Origin of the sequence: Streptomyces rishiriensis, from assembly GCF_003112535.1 — a bacterium.
Taxonomy (GTDB): Bacteria; Actinomycetota; Actinomycetes; order Streptomycetales; family Streptomycetaceae; genus Streptomyces; species Streptomyces rishiriensis.
Genome location: NZ_BEWA01000005.1, coordinates 390,202 through 406,716, shown reverse-complemented (window position 1 = coordinate 406,716; position 16,515 = coordinate 390,202). Strand labels below are relative to the sequence as shown.

The 16,515-nt window shown below is 72.1% G+C and carries 25 protein-coding genes and 1 pseudogene; 14 read left to right on the top strand and 12 right to left on the bottom strand.

All coding sequences use genetic code 11. The annotated features are described in order from the left end of the window. Positions 1-26 precede the first annotated feature (26 nt). The 3 genes from Sri02f_RS10185 to Sri02f_RS41130 are packed head-to-tail and all read left to right on the top strand — an operon-like array spanning position 27 to position 961. Positions 27-440 (top strand): hypothetical protein, encoded by a 414-nt coding sequence (locus Sri02f_RS10185; protein ID WP_109000755.1) that lies wholly within the window; start codon positions 27-29, stop codon positions 438-440. Next, the gene (locus tag Sri02f_RS10180) at positions 437-796 is read left to right on the top strand and encodes a hypothetical protein (RefSeq protein WP_109000754.1); all 360 of its coding nucleotides are present in this window, start codon (positions 437-439) and stop codon (positions 794-796) included. The genes Sri02f_RS10185 and Sri02f_RS10180 overlap by 4 nt, the downstream gene beginning before the upstream one ends. A 3-nt stretch (positions 797-799) precedes the next feature. Then, positions 800-961, top strand: a complete 162-nt coding sequence (locus Sri02f_RS41130; RefSeq protein WP_159106687.1) for a hypothetical protein — start codon at positions 800-802, stop codon at positions 959-961. A gap of 56 nt (positions 962-1,017) precedes the next feature. On the opposite strand, the gene Sri02f_RS10175 is transcribed toward Sri02f_RS41130, so the two are convergent. Beyond that, on the bottom strand, positions 1,018-1,200 hold the full coding sequence (locus Sri02f_RS10175) for a hypothetical protein (protein WP_109000753.1): 183 nt from the start codon (positions 1,198-1,200) through the stop codon (positions 1,018-1,020). A gap of 21 nt (positions 1,201-1,221) precedes the next feature. Next, entirely contained in the window at positions 1,222-1,575 is a 354-nt protein-coding gene (locus Sri02f_RS10170; RefSeq protein WP_109000752.1) for a hypothetical protein, read from the bottom strand. Positions 1,576-1,797: 222 nt separating this feature from the next. Between Sri02f_RS10170 and Sri02f_RS10165 the strand changes: the two genes are divergently transcribed. Further along, positions 1,798-2,412: a recombinase family protein gene (locus Sri02f_RS10165; RefSeq protein ID WP_109000751.1), complete on the top strand. Its 615-nt coding sequence runs from the start codon at positions 1,798-1,800 to the stop codon at positions 2,410-2,412. Positions 2,413-2,843: 431 nt separating this feature from the next. Here the strand turns inward: Sri02f_RS10165 and Sri02f_RS10160 are convergent, their stop codons facing one another. Both Sri02f_RS10160 and Sri02f_RS10155 read right to left on the bottom strand, forming a co-directional pair. After that, positions 2,844-3,125, bottom strand: a complete 282-nt coding sequence (locus Sri02f_RS10160; RefSeq protein ID WP_174855621.1) for a hypothetical protein — start codon at positions 3,123-3,125, stop codon at positions 2,844-2,846. 83 nt (positions 3,126-3,208) lie between these two features. Then, positions 3,209-3,550 carry a DUF6233 domain-containing protein gene (locus tag Sri02f_RS10155; RefSeq protein ID WP_109000750.1) on the bottom strand — a complete coding sequence of 114 codons (342 nt, stop codon included), beginning with the start codon at positions 3,548-3,550 and terminating at the stop codon, positions 3,209-3,211. Positions 3,551-3,573: 23 nt separating this feature from the next. Here Sri02f_RS10155 and Sri02f_RS10150 point away from each other — a divergent pair, with 23 nt between their 5' ends. Next, the gene (locus Sri02f_RS10150) at positions 3,574-3,774 is read left to right on the top strand and encodes a hypothetical protein (protein WP_109000749.1); all 201 of its coding nucleotides are present in this window, start codon (positions 3,574-3,576) and stop codon (positions 3,772-3,774) included. A 28-nt stretch (positions 3,775-3,802) separates the two neighbouring features. Next, positions 3,803-3,928: a hypothetical protein gene (locus tag Sri02f_RS43605; RefSeq protein ID WP_281261887.1), complete on the top strand. Its 126-nt coding sequence runs from the start codon at positions 3,803-3,805 to the stop codon at positions 3,926-3,928. An 88-nt stretch (positions 3,929-4,016) separates the two neighbouring features. Here the strand turns inward: Sri02f_RS43605 and Sri02f_RS10145 are convergent, their stop codons facing one another. Continuing rightward, entirely contained in the window at positions 4,017-4,196 is a 180-nt protein-coding gene (locus Sri02f_RS10145) for a hypothetical protein (protein ID WP_109000748.1), read from the bottom strand. Positions 4,197-4,230: 34 nt separating this feature from the next. Beyond that, positions 4,231-4,440, bottom strand: a complete 210-nt coding sequence (locus Sri02f_RS10140; protein WP_245970583.1) for a GntR family transcriptional regulator — start codon at positions 4,438-4,440, stop codon at positions 4,231-4,233. A gap of 179 nt (positions 4,441-4,619) precedes the next feature. Between Sri02f_RS10140 and Sri02f_RS10135 the strand changes: the two genes are divergently transcribed. Then, positions 4,620-4,958, top strand: coding sequence for a DUF6415 family natural product biosynthesis protein (locus tag Sri02f_RS10135; protein WP_109000747.1), 339 nt, complete (start codon positions 4,620-4,622; stop codon positions 4,956-4,958). 165 nt (positions 4,959-5,123) lie between these two features. Here the strand turns inward: Sri02f_RS10135 and Sri02f_RS10130 are convergent, their stop codons facing one another. After that, a complete protein-coding gene (locus Sri02f_RS10130) occupies positions 5,124-5,363 on the bottom strand; it encodes a helix-turn-helix transcriptional regulator (protein ID WP_109000746.1) in 240 nt (79 codons plus the stop codon). Positions 5,364-5,768: 405 nt separating this feature from the next. Here Sri02f_RS10130 and Sri02f_RS10125 point away from each other — a divergent pair. Further along, positions 5,769-5,876 (top strand): annotated as a pseudogene (locus Sri02f_RS10125) (acyl-CoA dehydrogenase family protein); the annotation flags it as partial. 37 nt (positions 5,877-5,913) lie between these two features. Here the strand turns inward: Sri02f_RS10125 and Sri02f_RS10120 are convergent. From Sri02f_RS10120 to Sri02f_RS10105, 4 genes are all read right to left on the bottom strand, one after another. Then, entirely contained in the window at positions 5,914-6,150 is a 237-nt protein-coding gene (locus Sri02f_RS10120; protein ID WP_028807142.1) for a DUF6213 family protein, read from the bottom strand. Between the two features lie 24 nt (positions 6,151-6,174). Further along, on the bottom strand, positions 6,175-7,560 hold the full coding sequence (locus Sri02f_RS10115) for an NADP-dependent succinic semialdehyde dehydrogenase (RefSeq protein WP_109000745.1): 1,386 nt from the start codon (positions 7,558-7,560) through the stop codon (positions 6,175-6,177). A gap of 76 nt (positions 7,561-7,636) precedes the next feature. Next, positions 7,637-8,116: an NUDIX hydrolase gene (locus tag Sri02f_RS10110; RefSeq protein ID WP_109000744.1), complete on the bottom strand. Its 480-nt coding sequence runs from the start codon at positions 8,114-8,116 to the stop codon at positions 7,637-7,639. Further along, positions 8,113-9,651 (bottom strand): ATP-dependent DNA ligase, encoded by a 1,539-nt coding sequence (locus Sri02f_RS10105; RefSeq protein ID WP_109000743.1) that lies wholly within the window; start codon positions 9,649-9,651, stop codon positions 8,113-8,115. Before Sri02f_RS10105 ends, Sri02f_RS10110 begins: the two co-directional genes overlap by 4 nt. A gap of 223 nt (positions 9,652-9,874) precedes the next feature. On the opposite strand from Sri02f_RS10105, the gene Sri02f_RS10100 reads away from it, so the two are divergent. From Sri02f_RS10100 to Sri02f_RS10075, 6 genes are all read left to right on the top strand, one after another. Next, on the top strand, positions 9,875-10,447 hold the full coding sequence (locus tag Sri02f_RS10100; protein WP_109000742.1) for a helix-turn-helix domain-containing protein: 573 nt from the start codon (positions 9,875-9,877) through the stop codon (positions 10,445-10,447). Between the two features lie 86 nt (positions 10,448-10,533). Then, positions 10,534-11,505 (top strand): NADPH:quinone oxidoreductase family protein, encoded by a 972-nt coding sequence (locus Sri02f_RS10095; RefSeq protein WP_109000741.1) that lies wholly within the window; start codon positions 10,534-10,536, stop codon positions 11,503-11,505. Next, positions 11,502-12,686, top strand: coding sequence for an acyl-CoA dehydrogenase family protein (locus Sri02f_RS10090; RefSeq protein ID WP_109000740.1), 1,185 nt, complete (start codon positions 11,502-11,504; stop codon positions 12,684-12,686). Before Sri02f_RS10095 ends, Sri02f_RS10090 begins: the two co-directional genes overlap by 4 nt. Beyond that, complete coding sequence (locus tag Sri02f_RS10085; protein WP_109000739.1) at positions 12,683-13,774, top strand: acyl-CoA dehydrogenase family protein; 1,092 nt, start codon at positions 12,683-12,685, stop codon at positions 13,772-13,774. The genes Sri02f_RS10090 and Sri02f_RS10085 overlap by 4 nt, the downstream gene beginning before the upstream one ends. A 184-nt stretch (positions 13,775-13,958) precedes the next feature. After that, complete coding sequence (locus Sri02f_RS10080) at positions 13,959-14,819, top strand: phosphatidylinositol-specific phospholipase C/glycerophosphodiester phosphodiesterase family protein (protein WP_109000738.1); 861 nt, start codon at positions 13,959-13,961, stop codon at positions 14,817-14,819. 114 nt (positions 14,820-14,933) lie between these two features. After that, a complete protein-coding gene (locus tag Sri02f_RS10075; RefSeq protein WP_109001019.1) occupies positions 14,934-15,128 on the top strand; it encodes a hypothetical protein in 195 nt (64 codons plus the stop codon). Positions 15,129-15,149: 21 nt separating this feature from the next. On the opposite strand, the gene Sri02f_RS10070 is transcribed toward Sri02f_RS10075, so the two are convergent. After that, positions 15,150-16,421 (bottom strand): phosphodiester glycosidase family protein, encoded by a 1,272-nt coding sequence (locus Sri02f_RS10070; protein WP_109000737.1) that lies wholly within the window; start codon positions 16,419-16,421, stop codon positions 15,150-15,152. Positions 16,422-16,515: the final 94 nt, after the last annotated feature.

Genomic DNA, 16,515 nt, shown 5'->3' with positions numbered 1-16,515 from the left:
GCCGGGCGGCCCGCCGGCTACGTGCGATGCTGGGCCGCCGCGGCGTCTTCCTGCTCATCCTCGGCGTCGGCAAGACCTGCTGGGGTGTCGGCTTCGTCGCCGTCCCGCAACCCGACCCTCCCGGGCTGGAGCTCCTCACCGACTACGCCCCACTGCACTGCTGGGGCTGGCTATGGATCCTGGCCGGCCTCGCCACCACCTGTTCGGCATTCCTGCGAGTCGGCCGCGACGGCTTCGGCTTCGCAGTCGCCCTCGTTCCCCCCACCGTCTGGGCGACGGCCTACGTAGCAGCCGCCATCTCGGGCACCTTCCCCCGCGGCGCGTTCGCCGCGGTCTTCTACCTCACCTCGCACGTCGGGGTCATCATGTGGGCGGCGACGGTGCCCGAGCATTCGGTCCCCCACGTGCCGCGGCCTGCCCGGAAAGGCAAGGCGCGATGAGCTGGTGGGCGGGGATCGTCGCCGTACTCGGAACGGTGGGCGCCGTCGTGGCCGGGTTGTTCGCGGCCCGGGCGACGACGCGGGCGGCCGCGGCGACTGCGGAGGCGACGAGGGCGGCGGCGCTGGCCCAGGCGGAGCCCAACCAGCGGGCCGAGGACCGGGCCGCATTCGACGCCATCAAGAAGGAACTCCGCGACGACCTCACGGCGACGAAGCAGGAGATCGTGCGCGTCCGCGGCGTCCTCTACTCGCTGTCGCGGTGGGCGCTCACGCTGCGGGACCAGGTTCTCGAGCTCGGCGGCACCCCACGGCAGACGCCGGACGACGTGGAGGACTACTACCGAACTGGAGTGTGATCCATGCCTGTACGTGATCCGCGGCCGTTGGAGCCGCGCGCCCGGGACGGGGCGGCCGACCTCGCCACCCTCGTCGCCATGGGCGTCGAGGAGCCACCGCCGATCCCGGCCCCGGCCACGAACCCGTTCCTCGCGCCCGACTGGCCGCCCGCCGAGGAAGACTGACAACGCCCCTGCACCTCTGCCAACCGGCAGGGGAGCGGGGGCGCTTCGCTGTGCTGTCACTTCTCCAGGAGCCGCGTGAGCATCCACGCTCCGCCCGGCGCGATGACGAGGAATGCCGCGGCGGCGATGGCGAAGCGCACGCCGTCCATCTCGCCGGGCAGGACGATGGCGGCGAACACGCCGAGGCCGACGATGACTGGGACGAAGAGGCTGACGTTTGCGCGAGTCGAGCTGTCCATGAGGCTTCTCCCTTTGGTCCGTTACTTGCCGAGCCACTTGCGGACGGTCATGCGGTCGACTCCGGCCAGCCGGGCGAACCCGGCCTCGGTGGCGTCACCTCGGCCGATGAGCACGATGGCGGACTGGCGAAGCCCGGCGAGGGCGTTGGCCTCGGCGACGATGGCTTCGATTCGCCGCTCGGCGAGTTCGGCCACGACGACATTCGGCTCCTCGCGCATGAGCCGGTAGGCGGTGACGAGTTCCTCGCGCATCTCGTCGGGGTCTGCGTCGCAGCGCTCTTCGATGTCGTCGGCCTTGGCGAGGAGTTCGGCGATCTGGTCCTCGTCGAGCCCGTGGTCGTCTCCGAGGAAGGCGTCGAGTTCGTAGCGCTGCATGATGGTCCCCTCCTGGAGCGCCCTCCGCTCCATCTGTAGACCACTCTACAGATGCACTGTAGAGCTGTCTACAGATGGAGCGTTCATCAATCGGTCGATAGATGAAACAGCCCACCGCGAGACGTAGTTCAGACGTAGATGCCGCCAAGCCTTTCATCAAAGGGTTCATCAACCGCTAGCGTTCAACTAGCCACCCACACCCCTTAGATGAAGCGAGGCTGTATGCCGCTGGTCGGGCTCGTCCGCGTATCCACCGACAAACAGAACGTCGACCGCCAGCACGACGCGCTCGGCCCGATCTGCGTCAAGGTCTTCGAAGAGAAAGTCTCCGGCAAACTCGCCGTCGCCGAGCGCCCCGGCCTGAGCGCCGCCCTCGACTACCTGCGCGAGGGAGACATGCTGTGCGTGCAGGAAGTCGACCGCCTCGGCCGCGACACCCTCACCGGCCTGATGACCCTCGCTGAACTCTTCGAGCGCAACATCGCGGTCAAGGTGCTCGAGGGCGTCGGAGCCGGCGAACACAAGGAGATGAACCTCCTCCTCGAGCTGGCCTTGGTGCTGGCCTCGGAGCGGCGCCGCGACATCGTCAAGAAGACCAAGAACGGCCTCGAATCTGCCCGGGCCCGAGGGCGAGTGGGTGGACGCCGCCCTGTCATGACCGAACCCCTGATCGTCCAGGCCGTCGCCCTGCGCACCAAGGGATACAGCCTCAAGCAGATCCAGCCGCACCTTCGGATCGCCGAGGGCAAGAACAAGGGCAAGAACCCCAGCGTCGGCGCCATCTCCCAGGCGCTCCAGGCTCACGACGCGCAAGTGCTCCAGCAAGACGGAGCCTGAGCACATGAACGCCCCCGCAGCTGGCTGCGGGGGCGTTGTGCTGTGCAGGGTCTAGCCCCAGTACGTGTCGCTCATCGCGCCTCCCCAGGTTCAGGTGCGGCCACCGAGCGCCCCGGAGGGCTCCACCCGGAGGTGGTTGCGAACTGCGGTGGCCGCCCGAACACGGTAGACGGAAGCGGCCCGCCCTGTCAGGAGTTCGCGACGGTCGGCGACTACTTCCGGCCGCGATCTATCCCGCTGGCCGGATTGTGGTGCATGGTGGTGCGACGGGATCCCGCTCCACCCCCGGGTGGGAGTCCTCCTGGCTGGGCCCTGCCGTGCTGCGATCGGCAGGGCCCGCCGCGCCTCCCGGCTCCCCACGGGAGGCATGCGGCTGCCTGAACGTGGGAAGCCCGCCCCTTGTTCCAGAGGCGGGTTGTCACGAGTGCGGCTCAGCTGGCGGCCTGGTGCTCGTGGAGTTCATGGACGCTGGCGGTGAGGGTGCCGTCCTGCTGCTCGTAGTGAGAGAGGGCGAGGCCGAGGCCGAAGAAGGTGGGCGCCCATTCGCCGACGAAGATGCCCCATCGGTCGGCGCGGGCGAGGTCTGCGTGGGCCCCGGGCTCTGCTTTGAGGCTGGTGGCCCAGGTGAAGACGGACAGGCCGATGGACGCCAGGCCGGCCGTGTAGGCGTGCTCGCTGCGGATGCCCATGTCGTGCATTCTCTTGATGATCACGGCGTGCTCCGTTCTGTGGGGGATGTACAGCGAGTACCCCCACCCGGATAGTCTTAATAGTGCCGATTTGTCTCCGTGGTTCGCTACCCGTCCAGATAGCCGAGTTCACTGTCGGGCCGGCAGTGCGTACAGGCCGGGATACCTTCGGCGAGCCACCGCAGCGCGTCCGTGCGGCTGATCCCGCGCGACCGCTTGCCCGCCATGTGGCAGTGGCCCTCGTGGACATACACGGGCGGCACCTCCCGGTTGAGTCCGAGTTCCAGAAGCCAGTCGGGTACGGGCGGCCGGGCTTGCTCGCCGCGCTGACGTTCCGCCGCCTTCCGTTCCTCGTCGGCGATCCACCGGCGGGTGCGGTCGAGGTCGGCCTGCTGGACGCGTTCGAGGAAGCGGAGCAGGTCGAGACGAGACGGCGGAAGGTCGTGCATGTGTTCGATTCTAGGATGGTGGGGTGAACGAGCAAGCCAGCGGTCCCCGCTACCACCTCACCTTGACCTCCGGCGGCCGGCCGATGATGCACGGCTGGTGGGAGAGCGAGGTCGTCGCCCGCGCGCAGGTCTCCGTCTGGATCGGATCGTGGGGCGAGCTCCCCGGCGCGCGCGTCACCCTCGACGACGAGGAGACCGGCGAGACGTTGACGACCTGGCCGTAGGGCGGCGAGCGTCTGCCATCCTGGCGCGATGAACGACGATACCCCTGAGCCGGACGACGACTTCGACGACGTGCTCGGCGACCTGGACGACGCCCCGCCCGTCGACGAGTACCGCCTGTCGACGCGCCCCGGCGTTGTCAGCGGCGAGCAGTAGCCTGAGCTCATTCTGTTCGCGTCTGTAGGCGCGTGCAGCCACTCAGAACCGCCCCGTCCGGAACAGCGCCCGGCGGGGCGGACGGCTGTTACGCCGCCGTCGTCACATCCCCCTGCTCGACCTGGCGCAGCTCGGCCAGCAGCCGCCGGTACTCCTCCCGCTGCTCGTCCGTCAGCCGCGCAGCCGGATGCGACCACAGCGCGCAGATCGCCGCGTTCAGCTCCGCAGCAGACCGCACCGGACCCGGCGACGGGGGAGTGGGGGACATGCCGATCAGTCTAGATCCGGGGTCTGACACCGGGCTATGAACTCGGCGGCCGGGCCGGCTGCTTCACGAAGCTCCCCAGCCCCGGCTCCGTGTAGATGAGCCCCTCCTCGCGAAGCCCGCGGTGGACCTTCTGTGCGGTCGCCTGCGCGATCCCGAACTCGGTGGCCAACTGGATGACCGAGGGCACACGTGTGCGGGGCGGGTACGTGCCGTCGGCGATCCGATCCCGGATCACCTCTGCCACCTGCTTCCACCTGGGCACATCAGCCTCGAATTCGATCACCGGGTCAACGTGACACGCCAGGGCGTACCACGCGAGCGGTCGCATACGTGGCACGCCATAGCATGCTATGTCTAAGCTGCTGTAACGCAGCCCCGCGACCACGCACGGCCGGGGAGGCCGGCCGGCGAGCGGAGCGTCGCATGACTCAGCCTACGGACCAGACAGCACCAGCACACCAGCGCTACGCGGCGCTCATCGACGAGGCCGAGGCCGCCGCGGGCATGCTGCCCACCATCGACGCCTGCCGGCGCCTCGAGGACGAGCTGCGCGCCGCCATCACCGACCTCGCCGACCGCGTCCGCCGCGAGCAGGGCCGCCTGGCGCGCGACACCATCGACTGGAACGTCCGCGAGCAGGCCCTCCTCGGCGCGCAGGCGGCCCTCTGCGGCGGGCCCGGGCTCGGACTGCGCTCCGCAGCCCTGCACGTCGCCACCCTCGGCGCCGCGGCCCGCTCGCTCGCCGACTGCATAGCTGGGTGACCGGCCCCCGGGCCGCACACGGTAGAGAGCGGTTACCGGCAGGAACGTTTGGCCAAGGCTCGACCTGCGGTTACGTAAACGTTCCCACTGCATACATCCGGTCAGATATATGCGGCGATGACCTTGCGGTGATCGGCGTGGGCGTGTTGTCTGTTGACAACTTTTTCAATGGAGGAGGTCGGTGACGTGCACTCTCAGCGCGCTGGCGAGCAACAGCAGGTCGGCATACCGGGGGTCCGTGACCGCGTTCTCGTACCTCTGGATCGTCCGCCGCTCGACGCCCATCCGGTCGGCTAACTGATCCTGGGACATGTCGGCGGCGCGCCTGAGGTCTCCGATGCGGCGGCCGAGGGCGATCTGTCTACTGCGTACCCAGTCGGGGCGCGGGTGTCGGCGGGCTGGCACCCGGCAACGCTCCGACCTAGGTGATCTTGCGTCAGTACCAAAACTGTCGCTTTGCTCGTTGAGCAACCGTCTGGCCCTGCGATCGGCTGGCATATGCCGCAGGGCTCGCTGTAGTGTCCACTTATCGAACGAGTGTTCGCCCGAAAGGGTGAACTGCGGCTTGACCTGCATCCTTCGGGATACGCGAAAGGTCGAAGCATCCAGACGTGCCGACGGCCACGAGTGGACGGCCCTCCATTGTGGCCCGTCGGCGCGAGCCCGCCCCCAGTCGATGACTGGGGGCGGGTGCTCGTTTTTGGGAGACGAAATGGGAGACGATCATGCAGCAGCAACCCGGATCAACGCCCATGGAACCCGGAGCAACGCCCGAGCAATGCCGCTGAACTCCTAGGCTGCGGGCCTATCGTGCAGGCCATGCACCGCGACGCCGCGATCTACACCATCTTCGAGGGCACCAGCGAGATCCAGCGCCTGGTGATCGCCCGGACACTGTCGGGGATGCCCATCCGGTAGCACGGCGGCCGCGGGTGCGCGGGGACGAGCCGGGCTCCTACGGCGCGCCCCCGCTGCTGTGCGCGATGCACGCCACGTCGATGCGGTCGGCCAGCTTGGCCAGTTCGATGGTCAGAGCGGCCACCGTGTCCTCGTCGAGCCCGTCCGCGCCGGCCTCGACGAGGTGCAGCCACCGCCCTCCCAGAGTGCGGAGCAGCTTGCTCACGTCGGCCGCGGCCACCTGCAAGGTCCCGCGGTCGTCGACGATCAGAGGCAGAGTCACTTCGCGGTTCACACCGGGATCGTAGCCGCGCGGCGCTCACGCACCGTGCCAAACCGTGGTGATGTTGCAGAACTCCCGGATTCCGTGCCCCGACAGCTCACGGCCGTACCCGGACCGCTTCACCCCGCCGAACGGGAAGCCCGGATGGGACGCCGTCATCCCGTTGACGAACACCCCGCCGGCCTCCAGATCCCGGACGAAACGGTCGACCTCGGCCTCGTCGCGCGTCCACACGTTGGAACTCAGTCCGAACGGCGAGTCGTTGGCGATGAGGACCGCCTCGTCCAGGTCGGCCGCCCGGTACAGCGTCGCGACCGGCCCGAACGCCTCCTCCCGGTGGATGCGCATCTCGCGCGTGACGCCCGCCAGGACCGTCGGCGGGTAGTACCAGCCGGGCCCGTCGGGGCGCTCGCCCCCGCACAGCACGGCGGCCCCGCTGCGCCGGGCGTCGTCCACCAGCTCCTCCAGGTCCGCCCGGCCCTGTTCGCTCGCCAGCGGCCCGACCTCCGTGTCCTCCGCCAGCGGGTCGCCGACCTTCAGGGCCGCCATGCCCGCCACGAACCGCTCGGCGAACGCGTCGTACACGTCCGTGTGAACGATGAACCGTTTGGCGGCGATGCACGACTGTCCGTTGTTCTGCACGCGCGCGGTCACCGCGACCTGCGCGGCCCGGTCGACGTCCGCCGACGGCATGACCACGTACGGATCGCTGCCGCCCAGCTCCAGCACCGTCTTCTTGATCATCTCGCCGGCGGTGGAGGCGACCGCCCGCCCGGCCGGCTCGCTGCCCGTCAGCGTCGCCGCCTTCACCCGCTCGTCGCGCAGGACGGCGTCGACCGCGCCGGAGCCGACCAGCAGCGTCTGGAAGCAGCCCTCGGTGAAGCCCGCCCGGTGGAACAGGTCCTCCAGGTACAAGGCGGTCTGCGGGACGTTCGAGGCGTGCTTGAGCAGGCCCACGTTGCCCGCCATCAGCGCCGGCGCGGCGAACCGCACCACCTGCCACAGCGGGAAGTTCCACGGCATCACCGCGAGCACCGGCCCCAGCGGCCGGTAGCGGACCAGGGCGCGCGAGCCCCCGGAGTCCTTCACGTCGGCGGCGGCCGGCTCCTCGTCGGCCAGCAGCTCCTGCGCGTGCTCGGCGTACCAGCGCATCGCCTTGGCGCACTTCGCGGCCTCCGCGCGCGCCTGCTTCACCGGCTTGCCCATCTCGGTGGTCATGATCTTGCCGATGTCGTCCTGGTCGTCGTCGAGCAGGTCGGCGGCCCGGTTCAGCAGCCGGGCGCGTTCGGCGAACTTCGTCGTCCGGTACGTGCGGAACGTGGCCTGCGCGAGCTGGAGCCGGCGTTCCAGCTCCTGCTCGTCCATGGCCTCGTACGTCTTGAGCGTCTCGCCGTTCGCCGGGTTCACCGTCGCGATGGGCATGACCGACCTCCAAAAGAGCTGGCTGTGCTTCGACCTTCCCGCGCCGGGCCCGGGGCCGCAACGCGTGCGCGTCCGCTCAGACCGAGTGCTCCGCCAGCCGGTCGAGAAACGCGGCCTGCGCCGTGACGATCACCTCGCGCGCCCGGTCCAGCCCGAACCAGGCCACCCGGTCCAGTTCCGGGAACTCCTGGACGCGTCCCGATCTCGGCGGCCACTCCATGGAGAACGTGCCGGGGTCGACGGACGCCGGGTCGAGGTCCGCCTCGACGGCCCACGCCGTGACGATCTTGCCGTTGGTCTGGCGGACCTCGCCCAGCGCGATCGCCTCGCCGTCGGGCGGCGGCAGCCCGAGCTCCTCCCGGAACTCGCGGCGGGCCGCCTCCCAGGCCGGTTCGTCGGGTGTGTACTCGCCCTTGGGGACGGTCCAGGCCCCGGCGTCCTTCTTCGCGAAGTACGGGCCGCCCATGTGGCCCAACAGCACCTGTACCCGGGGTCCGTCGTCGGCGCGGCGGAACAGCAGCAGGCCCGCGCTGCGCCGGGGTGTCGCCGGGGTCACGGGCGCACCTCCGGGTGGGCGGCGAGCAGGGTCTGCACCGTGTCCGCCTCCTCGGGGGGCTTGTCCTCGCGGTAGCGCAGCACGCGGGCGAAGCGGAGGGTGACGCCGGCCGGGTAGCGGGTGGAGCGCTGCAGACCGTCGTAGGCGATCTCGACGACCAGTTCGGGCCGCACGGTCACGACGTACCCGTTCTCCTCCAGGGCCAGCTCCCGCAGGCGCTCCGTCTGCCAGGACAGCATCGCGTCGGTCATGCCCTTGAACGTCTTGCCGAGCATCACGAAGCCGCCGTCCGCCGTGCGCGCGCCGAGGTGCAGATTGGAGAGCTTGCCGGTGCGCCGCCCGTGGCCCCACTCGGCGGCCAGCACCACCAGGTCGAGGGTGTGCACGGGCTTCACCTTCAGCCAGGACGCGCCCCGCCGCCCCGCGCTGTAGGGCGCGTCCAGGGCCTTGACGACCACTCCCTCGTGACCGCGCAGCAGGGTCTGCCGGGAGAACTCCTCAGCCGTCTCGACGTCGTCGGGACCGGACACGAGCGTCCGGCGCACCCGCAGCGGCTCGGGCGTCAGCCGGGCCAGCTCCGCGTGCCGGTCGGCGAAGGGCAGGTCGAGCAGGTCGCGGCCGTCCACGGACAGCGCGTCGAAGAACACGGGGGAGACGGGCACCGCCTCGGCGGCCGCCGCCACGTCCACCCGGGAGCCGACGCGGCCGGCCGTCTCCTGGAAGGAGCGGGGGCGTCCCGCCTCGTCGAAGGCGATGACCTCCCCGTCCAGGACGAAGCGCGAGCCCGTCAGCCGCCGTGCCGCCTCGGTCACCTCCGGCAGCCGGTCGGTGATGTCGTCGAGCGTGCGGGTGTACAGGCGGACCTCGTCCCCGTCGCGGTGCACCTGGACACGGATGCCGTCCAGTTTCTCCTCCACCGCGCAGACGCCGAGCCTGCCGACCGCCTCCGCGACGGAGGAGGCGGTGTGGGCGAGCATCGGCAGCACCGGACGGCCTACGGTGAGCCGGAACGCCTCCAGCGCCCCCGGCCCCTCGCCGAGCAGCGCCTGGGCCACCGACTGCAGCGACCCGGCCAGCATCACCGCCCGCCGCACGTCGCTCGCGGGCGCGCCGGTGGCCTGCGCCAGACCCTCCACGGCGACGGCGTCCAGCGCGCCCTGGCGGACCTCGCCGGTGAGCAGCCCGAGCAGGAAGCGCTGTTCCTCGGCGGTGGCGGCCCCCATCAGCTCCTCGACCAGCCGCACCCGTTCGGCCTGCGAGCCGGGTCCGGCCACCTTGCCGAGCCGGCCGAGGAGGGCGTCCACCTCGCGCACCGTCAGGGCCGGGGTCGCGGCCGGGGCGACCGGACGGCCCAGCACCTTCCAGCCGACGCCCAGGCGGCCCTGGGGCAGCCGTCCGGCCAGGTAGGGGATCACCAGGGGCACGTCGTCCGGCTCCGCGTCCCGGAAGAGTTCGGCGAGCAGGGCGATCTTGCGGGAGCGCGCCGAGGCGGCGGCGACCTCCCGGGACACGTCGGCGAGCCGGGTCAACAACATGCAGCCATGGTGCAACGGGCCACTGACAACGACACCCGGACACCCGGACACCCGGACCCTCGAGGAGACCGGCGAGACCGGCGAGACCGGCGAGACCGGCGAGGCATACAGGCCGCGGTCAGGGTGGGGGCCGGGGTCCGCCGTCCGGCCCGGGGGTCTGCCGTGGCCCCGGCCCGGGGTGCGGGATTGACAAACGTCTTTGCCGGTTCCGCAAATGGGGTGCATGACTACGGATGAGGTGCTCGCGGAGGTCGGACCGAGGCTCCGGCGGCTGAGGAAGGAGCGGGAGGTGACGCTCGCGGCGCTGTCGGAGTCGACCGGCATCTCGGTCAGCACCCTCTCCCGGCTGGAGTCCGGGCTGCGCAAGCCCAGCCTGGAGCTGCTCCTGCCGATCGCCCGGGCCCACGAGGTCCCGTTGGACGAGCTGGTCGGGGCGCCGCCGGTGGGCGACCCCCGGGTGCGGGCCAGGCCGATGGTGCGGCACGGCCGCACCTTCTGGCCGCTGTCCCGGCAGCCCGGCGGGCTGCAGGCCTTCAAGGTGCTGGTGCCGCAGAGCGACGAGCAGCCGGAGCCGCGCACCCACGAGGGCTACGAGTGGCTGTACGTGATGTCCGGGCGGCTGCGGGTGGTGCTCGCGGAGCACGACGTGGTGATGACGGCGGGCGAGGCCGCCGAGTTCGACACGCGTGTGCCCCACTGGTTCGGGTCGACGGGGGAGGGGCCGGCCGAGTTCCTCAGCCTCTTCGGGCCCCAGGGCGAGCGGATGCACGTGCGGGCGCGGCCGTCGCAGAGGTGACGCGCGCAACGGTTCCCTCCAGGGCAAGCGACCGCTTAGTATGCACTCGACCAGGGTTCGACGACGCAGTCCCGTGGAGGCTCCGCATGCAGGCATGGCAGGTGCACGAGAACGGCGAGCCGGGCGAGGTGATGCGGCTCGCGGAGGTGGAGCGGCCCACGCCCGGCGACGGCCAGGTCCTGCTCAGGGTGCGAGCCGCCAACGTCAACTTCCCGGACGCGCTGATGGTCCGGGGCCACTACCAGGTGCGGCCCCCGCTGCCGTTCACTCCGGGCGTGGAGATCTGCGGCGAGACCGAGGACGGCCGCCGGGTCATCGCCAACCCGGCCCTGCCGCACGGCGGCTTCGCCGAGTACGCCGTCGCGGACGCCACCGCCCTGCTCCCCGCGCCCGGGTCGCTGGACGACGCCGAGGCCGCCGCGCTGCACATCGGCTACCAGACCGGGTGGTTCGCGCTGCACCGCAGGGCGCGCCTGGAGGCCGGCGAGACGCTCCTCGTGCACGCGGCCGCGGGAGGCGTCGGCAGCGCTGCCGTCCAGCTCGGCAAGGCGGCGGGCGCGACCGTGATCGGCGTCGTGGGCGGCGCGGAGAAGGCCGCCGTCGCCCGGGAACTGGGCTGCGACGCGGTGATCGACCGGCGGGCCGAGGACGTCGTCGCCGCCGTGAAGGAGGCCACCGGCGGCCGGGGGGCCGACGTGATCTTCGACCCCGTCGGCGGCGAGGCCTACACCCAGTCCGCCAAGACGGTCGCCTTCGAGGGCCGCATCGTGGTCGTCGGCTTCGCGAGCGGGACCATCCCGAGTCCCGCGCTCAACCACGCCCTCGTCAAGAACTACTCGATCCTCGGCCTGCACTGGGGCCTGTACGGCGCCAAGAACCCGAAGCTGGTCCAGCACTGCCACGAACAGCTCACCGAGCTGGCCGACCGGGGCGCGATCCGGCCGCTGGTCAGCGAGCGCGTACCGCTGGACGGGGCCGCGGCCGCCGTGCAGCGGGTCGCCGACGGAGTCACCACGGGCCGGGTCGCCGTCGTACCGCAGAACGGAGCCGCCGCATGACCGACGCAGCCGAACTCAAGCGCCGCACCGCGCAGTTGCTGGCCGACCACCCGCCCGCCACGACCGCGCGGCAGGACTTCCTCCAGGCCCGCTTCGACGCGGGACTCGCCTGGGTGCACTACCCGGAGGGCCTCGGCGGCCTCGGCGCGCCCCGCTCCCTGCAGGCCGTCGTGGACGCCGGCCTGGAGGCCGCGGGCGCCCCCGACAACGACCCGCGGCGCATCGGCATCGGCCTCGGCATGGCCGCGCCGACGATCCTGAAGTACGGCACCGAGGAGCAGAAGCAGCGTTTCCTGCGGCCCCTGTGGACGGGCGAGGAGGTCTGGTGCCAGCTGTTCAGCGAGCCCGGCGCCGGCTCCGACCTGGCCGCCCTCGGCACCCGTGCCGTCCGGCAGGACGACGGGGACTGGGTCGTCAACGGCCAGAAGGTGTGGACGTCCAGCGCCCATGTGGCCCGCTGGGCCATCCTGATCGCCCGCACCGACCCGGACGTGCCCAAGCACGCGGGCATCACCTACTTCCTCTGCGACATGACCGACCCCGGCGTCGAGGTCCGGCCGCTGCGCCAGATCACCGGCGAGGCCGAGTTCAACGAGGTCTTCCTCACCGACGTCCGCATCCCCGACGCACGCCGGCTCGGCGGGATCGGCGACGGCTGGCGGGTCGCGCAGACCACGCTGAACAACGAGCGCGTCGCCATCGGCGGCATGCGACTGCCCCGTGAGGGCGGCATGATCGGCCCGGTCGCGAAGACCTGGCGCGAGCGGCCCGAACTGCGCACCCACGACCTGCACCAGCGCCTGCTGAAGCTGTGGGTCGAGGCCGAGGTCGCCCGGCTCACCGGCGAACGCCTGCGCCAGCAGCTCGCCCAGGGCCAGCCCGGCCCCGAGGGCGCCGGCATGAAGCTCGCCTTCGCCCGCCTCAACCAGGAGATCAGCGGCCTGGAGGTGGAACTGCGCGGCGAGGAGGGCCTGTTGTACGACGACTGGACGATGCGCCGCCCGGAGCTCGTGGACTTCACGGGCCGGGACGCCGGGTACCGCTACCTGCGCTCCAAGGGCAACAGCATCGAGGGCGGGACCAGCGAGGTCCTGCTGAACATCGTCGCCGAGCGCGTCCTGGGCCTGCCCTCCGAGCCGCGCACCGACAAGGACGTCGCATGGAAGGACCTGGCCCGGTGAACACACAGCCCGACCTGCTGTACTCGGAGGAGGAAGAGGCGCTGCGCGCCGCCGTCCGGGATCTGCTCGCCGACCACTGCGACGCCCCCGGCGTCATCGCCCGCACGGAGTCCGGCGCCCCGCACGACCTGTCGGCCTGGAAGGCGCTCGCCGACGGCATGGGCCTCGCCGGCCTGCTGGTGCCCGAGGCGCAGGGCGGTCAGGGCGCCACCCACCGCGAGGCCGCCGTCGTCCTGGAGGAGCTGGGCCGGGCGGTCGCCCCGGTGCCCTATCTGACCAGTGCCGTCGTCGCCACCGAAGCGCTGCTGGCCTGCGGGGACGACGAACTGCTCGGCCGGCTGGCGTCCGGGCGGACGATCGGTGCGCTGGCCGTCGGCCTGCACCTGGCGCCGGGCGCCGCCCACCAGGTCGCGCGGGTCGAGAACTGCGTCCTGCGCGGGGAGCTGACCGGTGTCGCGGACGCGGCCGTCGCCGACGTGCTGCTCGTGCCCGGCGACGACGGCGCCCTGTACGCCGTGCAGGCGCAGGACGCGACCGTGACCCCGCAGACCTCCTTCGACCTCACCCGGCCCCTCGCCACGGTCACCCTGACCGACGCGCCCGGCCGCCGCCTCGGCGACGCCGGACCCGCCGTGCGCCGCGCCCTGCGGGCCGGCGCCGGACTGCTCGCCTCCGAACAACTCGGGCTCGCGGACTGGGCGTTGACCGAGACCGTGCGCTACCTGAAGGAGCGCAAGCAGTTCAACCGGCCCGTCGGCGGCTTCCAGGCGCTCAAGCACCGACTGGCCCAGCTCTGGCTGGAGGTCGTCAGCCTCCGCGCCGCCGCCCGGGGCGCGGCCGACGCGCTCGCCGCCGGTGAGTCCTCCGACGAGGCGTCCGTGGCGGTCGCCGTCGCCCAGGCCTACGCGGCGCCCGTGGCCGTCCGGGCCGCCGAGGAGGCCCTGCAGCTGCACGCCGGCATCGGCATGACCTGGGAACACCCCGTCCACCTGTACTTGAAGCGGGCCAAGGCCGACTCGATCGCCTACGGCACAGCCGGCGCCCATCGTGCGGCGCTGGCCGAGCTCGTCGACCTGCGGGCCCCCTGACCGACCCCCGGCGCAGTCCGCCCCGGTGAAGCCCGCCCCACCCGGGGCGGGCTTCACCGTGCGCCCGCGCCGACCGGGTGAACGGGCAGCGGCGGCCCGGCCAACTCCTCGCGGGCGCAGGTTCGTTCGCGCCGGTCCGCCGCATACTCCCTGTGGTCCGCACCCGCCCGCAGGGAGGCAGAACATGGCCCTCGTCACCCGCCGCAGCGCCCTCACCGCGTTCGGCGCCACACTCGCGACCGTCGTCGCTCCGACCGCCGGCAGCGCCTTCGCCGGCGAACGCGGCCATCCGGCGCGCCCGTTGTGGCGCGCCCACGCCCACAACGACTACGAGCACCCCCGCCCCCTCCTCGACGCGCTCGACCACCGCTTCGGCAGCGTCGAGGCCGACGTCTTCCTCGTCGACGGCAGACTCCTCGTCGCCCACGACCCGGTCGACCTCGACCCCTCCCGCACCCTGGAGTCCCTCTACCTCGCCCCGCTCGCCGCCCGGGTGCGGGCGGGCCGCGGCTCGGTGTACCGCGGTCGCCGGCGGCCGCTGCAGTTGCTGGTCGACATCAAGACCGAGGGCGCCGCCGCGTATCTCGAGCTCGACCGCGAACTCCGCCGTTACGCGCCTTTGTTCACGACCTACGCGCACGGTCGCGTCCACGCGGGCCCGGTCACCGCCGTCGTCTCCGGCGACCGCGCGGCCCGCGTCCCGATGGAGGCCCAGAGCGTCCGCCGGGCCTTCTACGACGGCAGGCTCGCCGACCTCGGCGACTCGGAGGCCTCGTTCGCCTCCCTGATCAGCGACAACTGGACGCTCCACTTCACCTGGCTCGGCGTCGGGGACTTCCCCGAAGCGGAACGGCAGCGGCTGCGCGGCATCGTGCGGGCGGCCCACGCGCGCGGGCAGAAGGTGCGGTTCTGGGCCACCCCCGACCTCGCCGGCCCCGCCCGGGACGCCCTGTGGACCGAACTCCTCGCCGCCGGCGTGGACTTCCTCAACACCGACGACCTGGCCGGCCTGGAGGCCTTCCTCGACGCCCGCCGGACGGCGTAGCGCCCCTCTGACACCACTCGTTCGGCGGACAGGTCCGCAGCACGGAGAAACCCTCCTTTACGCCACACTTACGCCCGAACGCCGTGAAAGCGGACGTGGCGGAGGAGGATGACGGTGGCCGTTTCGATTTCCGCAGTGCTGTTGCTGGCGGTCCTGGCGATGATCTTCACGCGCAACGGCGGCCTGAAGGTCTCCCACGCGCTGGTCTGTCTGCTGCTCGGATTCCTGCTGGCCGGCACCAGCATGGCGCCCACCATCCACAGCGGCCTCACGGCGACGGCCGACATCGTCGGCAGCCTGCGACCGTGAGGCCCTGCGGGGGCGCCGGCGTCATCGGCTGAAGACGCCGATGCCGTTCGGCACCGGGCGCTCCGCCCCGTCGGACGGATGGTTGCGCACCGTGACCCGGCTCGCGCCCGGCTGGCGGGCCACCAGGGTCGACGACCCCCCGCCGTCCAGGCTGAAGCCCTCGTCGGCGCCGAGGTTCCGCAACGCGGCGGCGACCTCGGCGACGGTCAGGCCCCTGCGGTACACGGCGGCTCCGTCGAGCGCCAGCAGGAACACCCGCCGCCCGTCGGCGGCGATGCCCACGGCCGTGCGCACGGCCGATCTGGTGGTGTCCAGACCGGGCAGCGGCTCACCGTGCGACAGGACCGGGTAGCCGCCGACGGCGAAGCGGTACTCCGTCCCCGACGCGGACGTCAGGCCATAACGGACCGTCACCCGTTCGCCCTCGAGGAGTGTCTTCAGACGCTGCGCGCCCGCCTCCCGCCCGACGAGGACCGTGGTGCCGGCCGCGACGGTCCCGCTGCCGGGCGTGGCCGACGCGGAGACGACCCTGCCCCTCCTGAGAGTCACCTCGTAGGTGCGCGCGCTGCACGCGCCCGCCCGGTCGGAGTCCGTGCCGCAGGTGGCCCGACGGCGCGAGACGCCGCCCCAGTCCGAGGTGTAGGCGCCGACGGAGTTCTCCGGCAGCGCGTACTGGTTGACGCCGCCCAGCGCCAGCCGCCGACCCCCGGCGGTGTACGACCCGTGGAGGGTCAGGCTGTCCGTCCGGGCCCTGCCGTCGGTCCCCACTCCGACCACGGCCCTGGTGTGCGTGCCCGGCGGCAGTGGGGGTCCGAACCGCTGAGCGTCGGGGACCGCCCCCTTGAGCGCCCTGCCGTTCGCGACGGCCGGGCCCACGCTCGAACCGGTCACCGCGACGCCCGGGTGCTGCGCCTCGGAGATGTCGAAGAAGTCGCCGTTGACGCCGGCGACCGCCTGCTGCCGGTCGGCGAGTGCGGAGACCGGAGCACGGGCCGCGACCGCCCCCCGGTACAACAGCCCCAGGCGCACCCGGGGGTTGGCGAGATCGACGTCGAGCACATGCGCGTGCGTCGTCCCGGCGGCCGCCCGCAGGTCGTACTGCCGGTACGACACTCCCGTCGCCACGGGGACCCCGGCCCCGGCCCCGGTCCCGGTGCCGGCCCTGGTCCCGGCCCCGGTCGCGGCGTCGGCCGGGGCCGTTGCCACGAGCGCCGCACCGGCCGTGGCGCCCAGCGCGACGAGCAGGATCAGAGACCTTCCACGCACCCTGGACCGTTTGTGACGTCGCGTCATGGACCCCCCTGGCTAGACCGGGGCGCAACTCTCTCATCGCCTGCGGGAACGACCGGCGGGGAGTCGGCGTGAAGACCACGGATCGGGTGAGGAA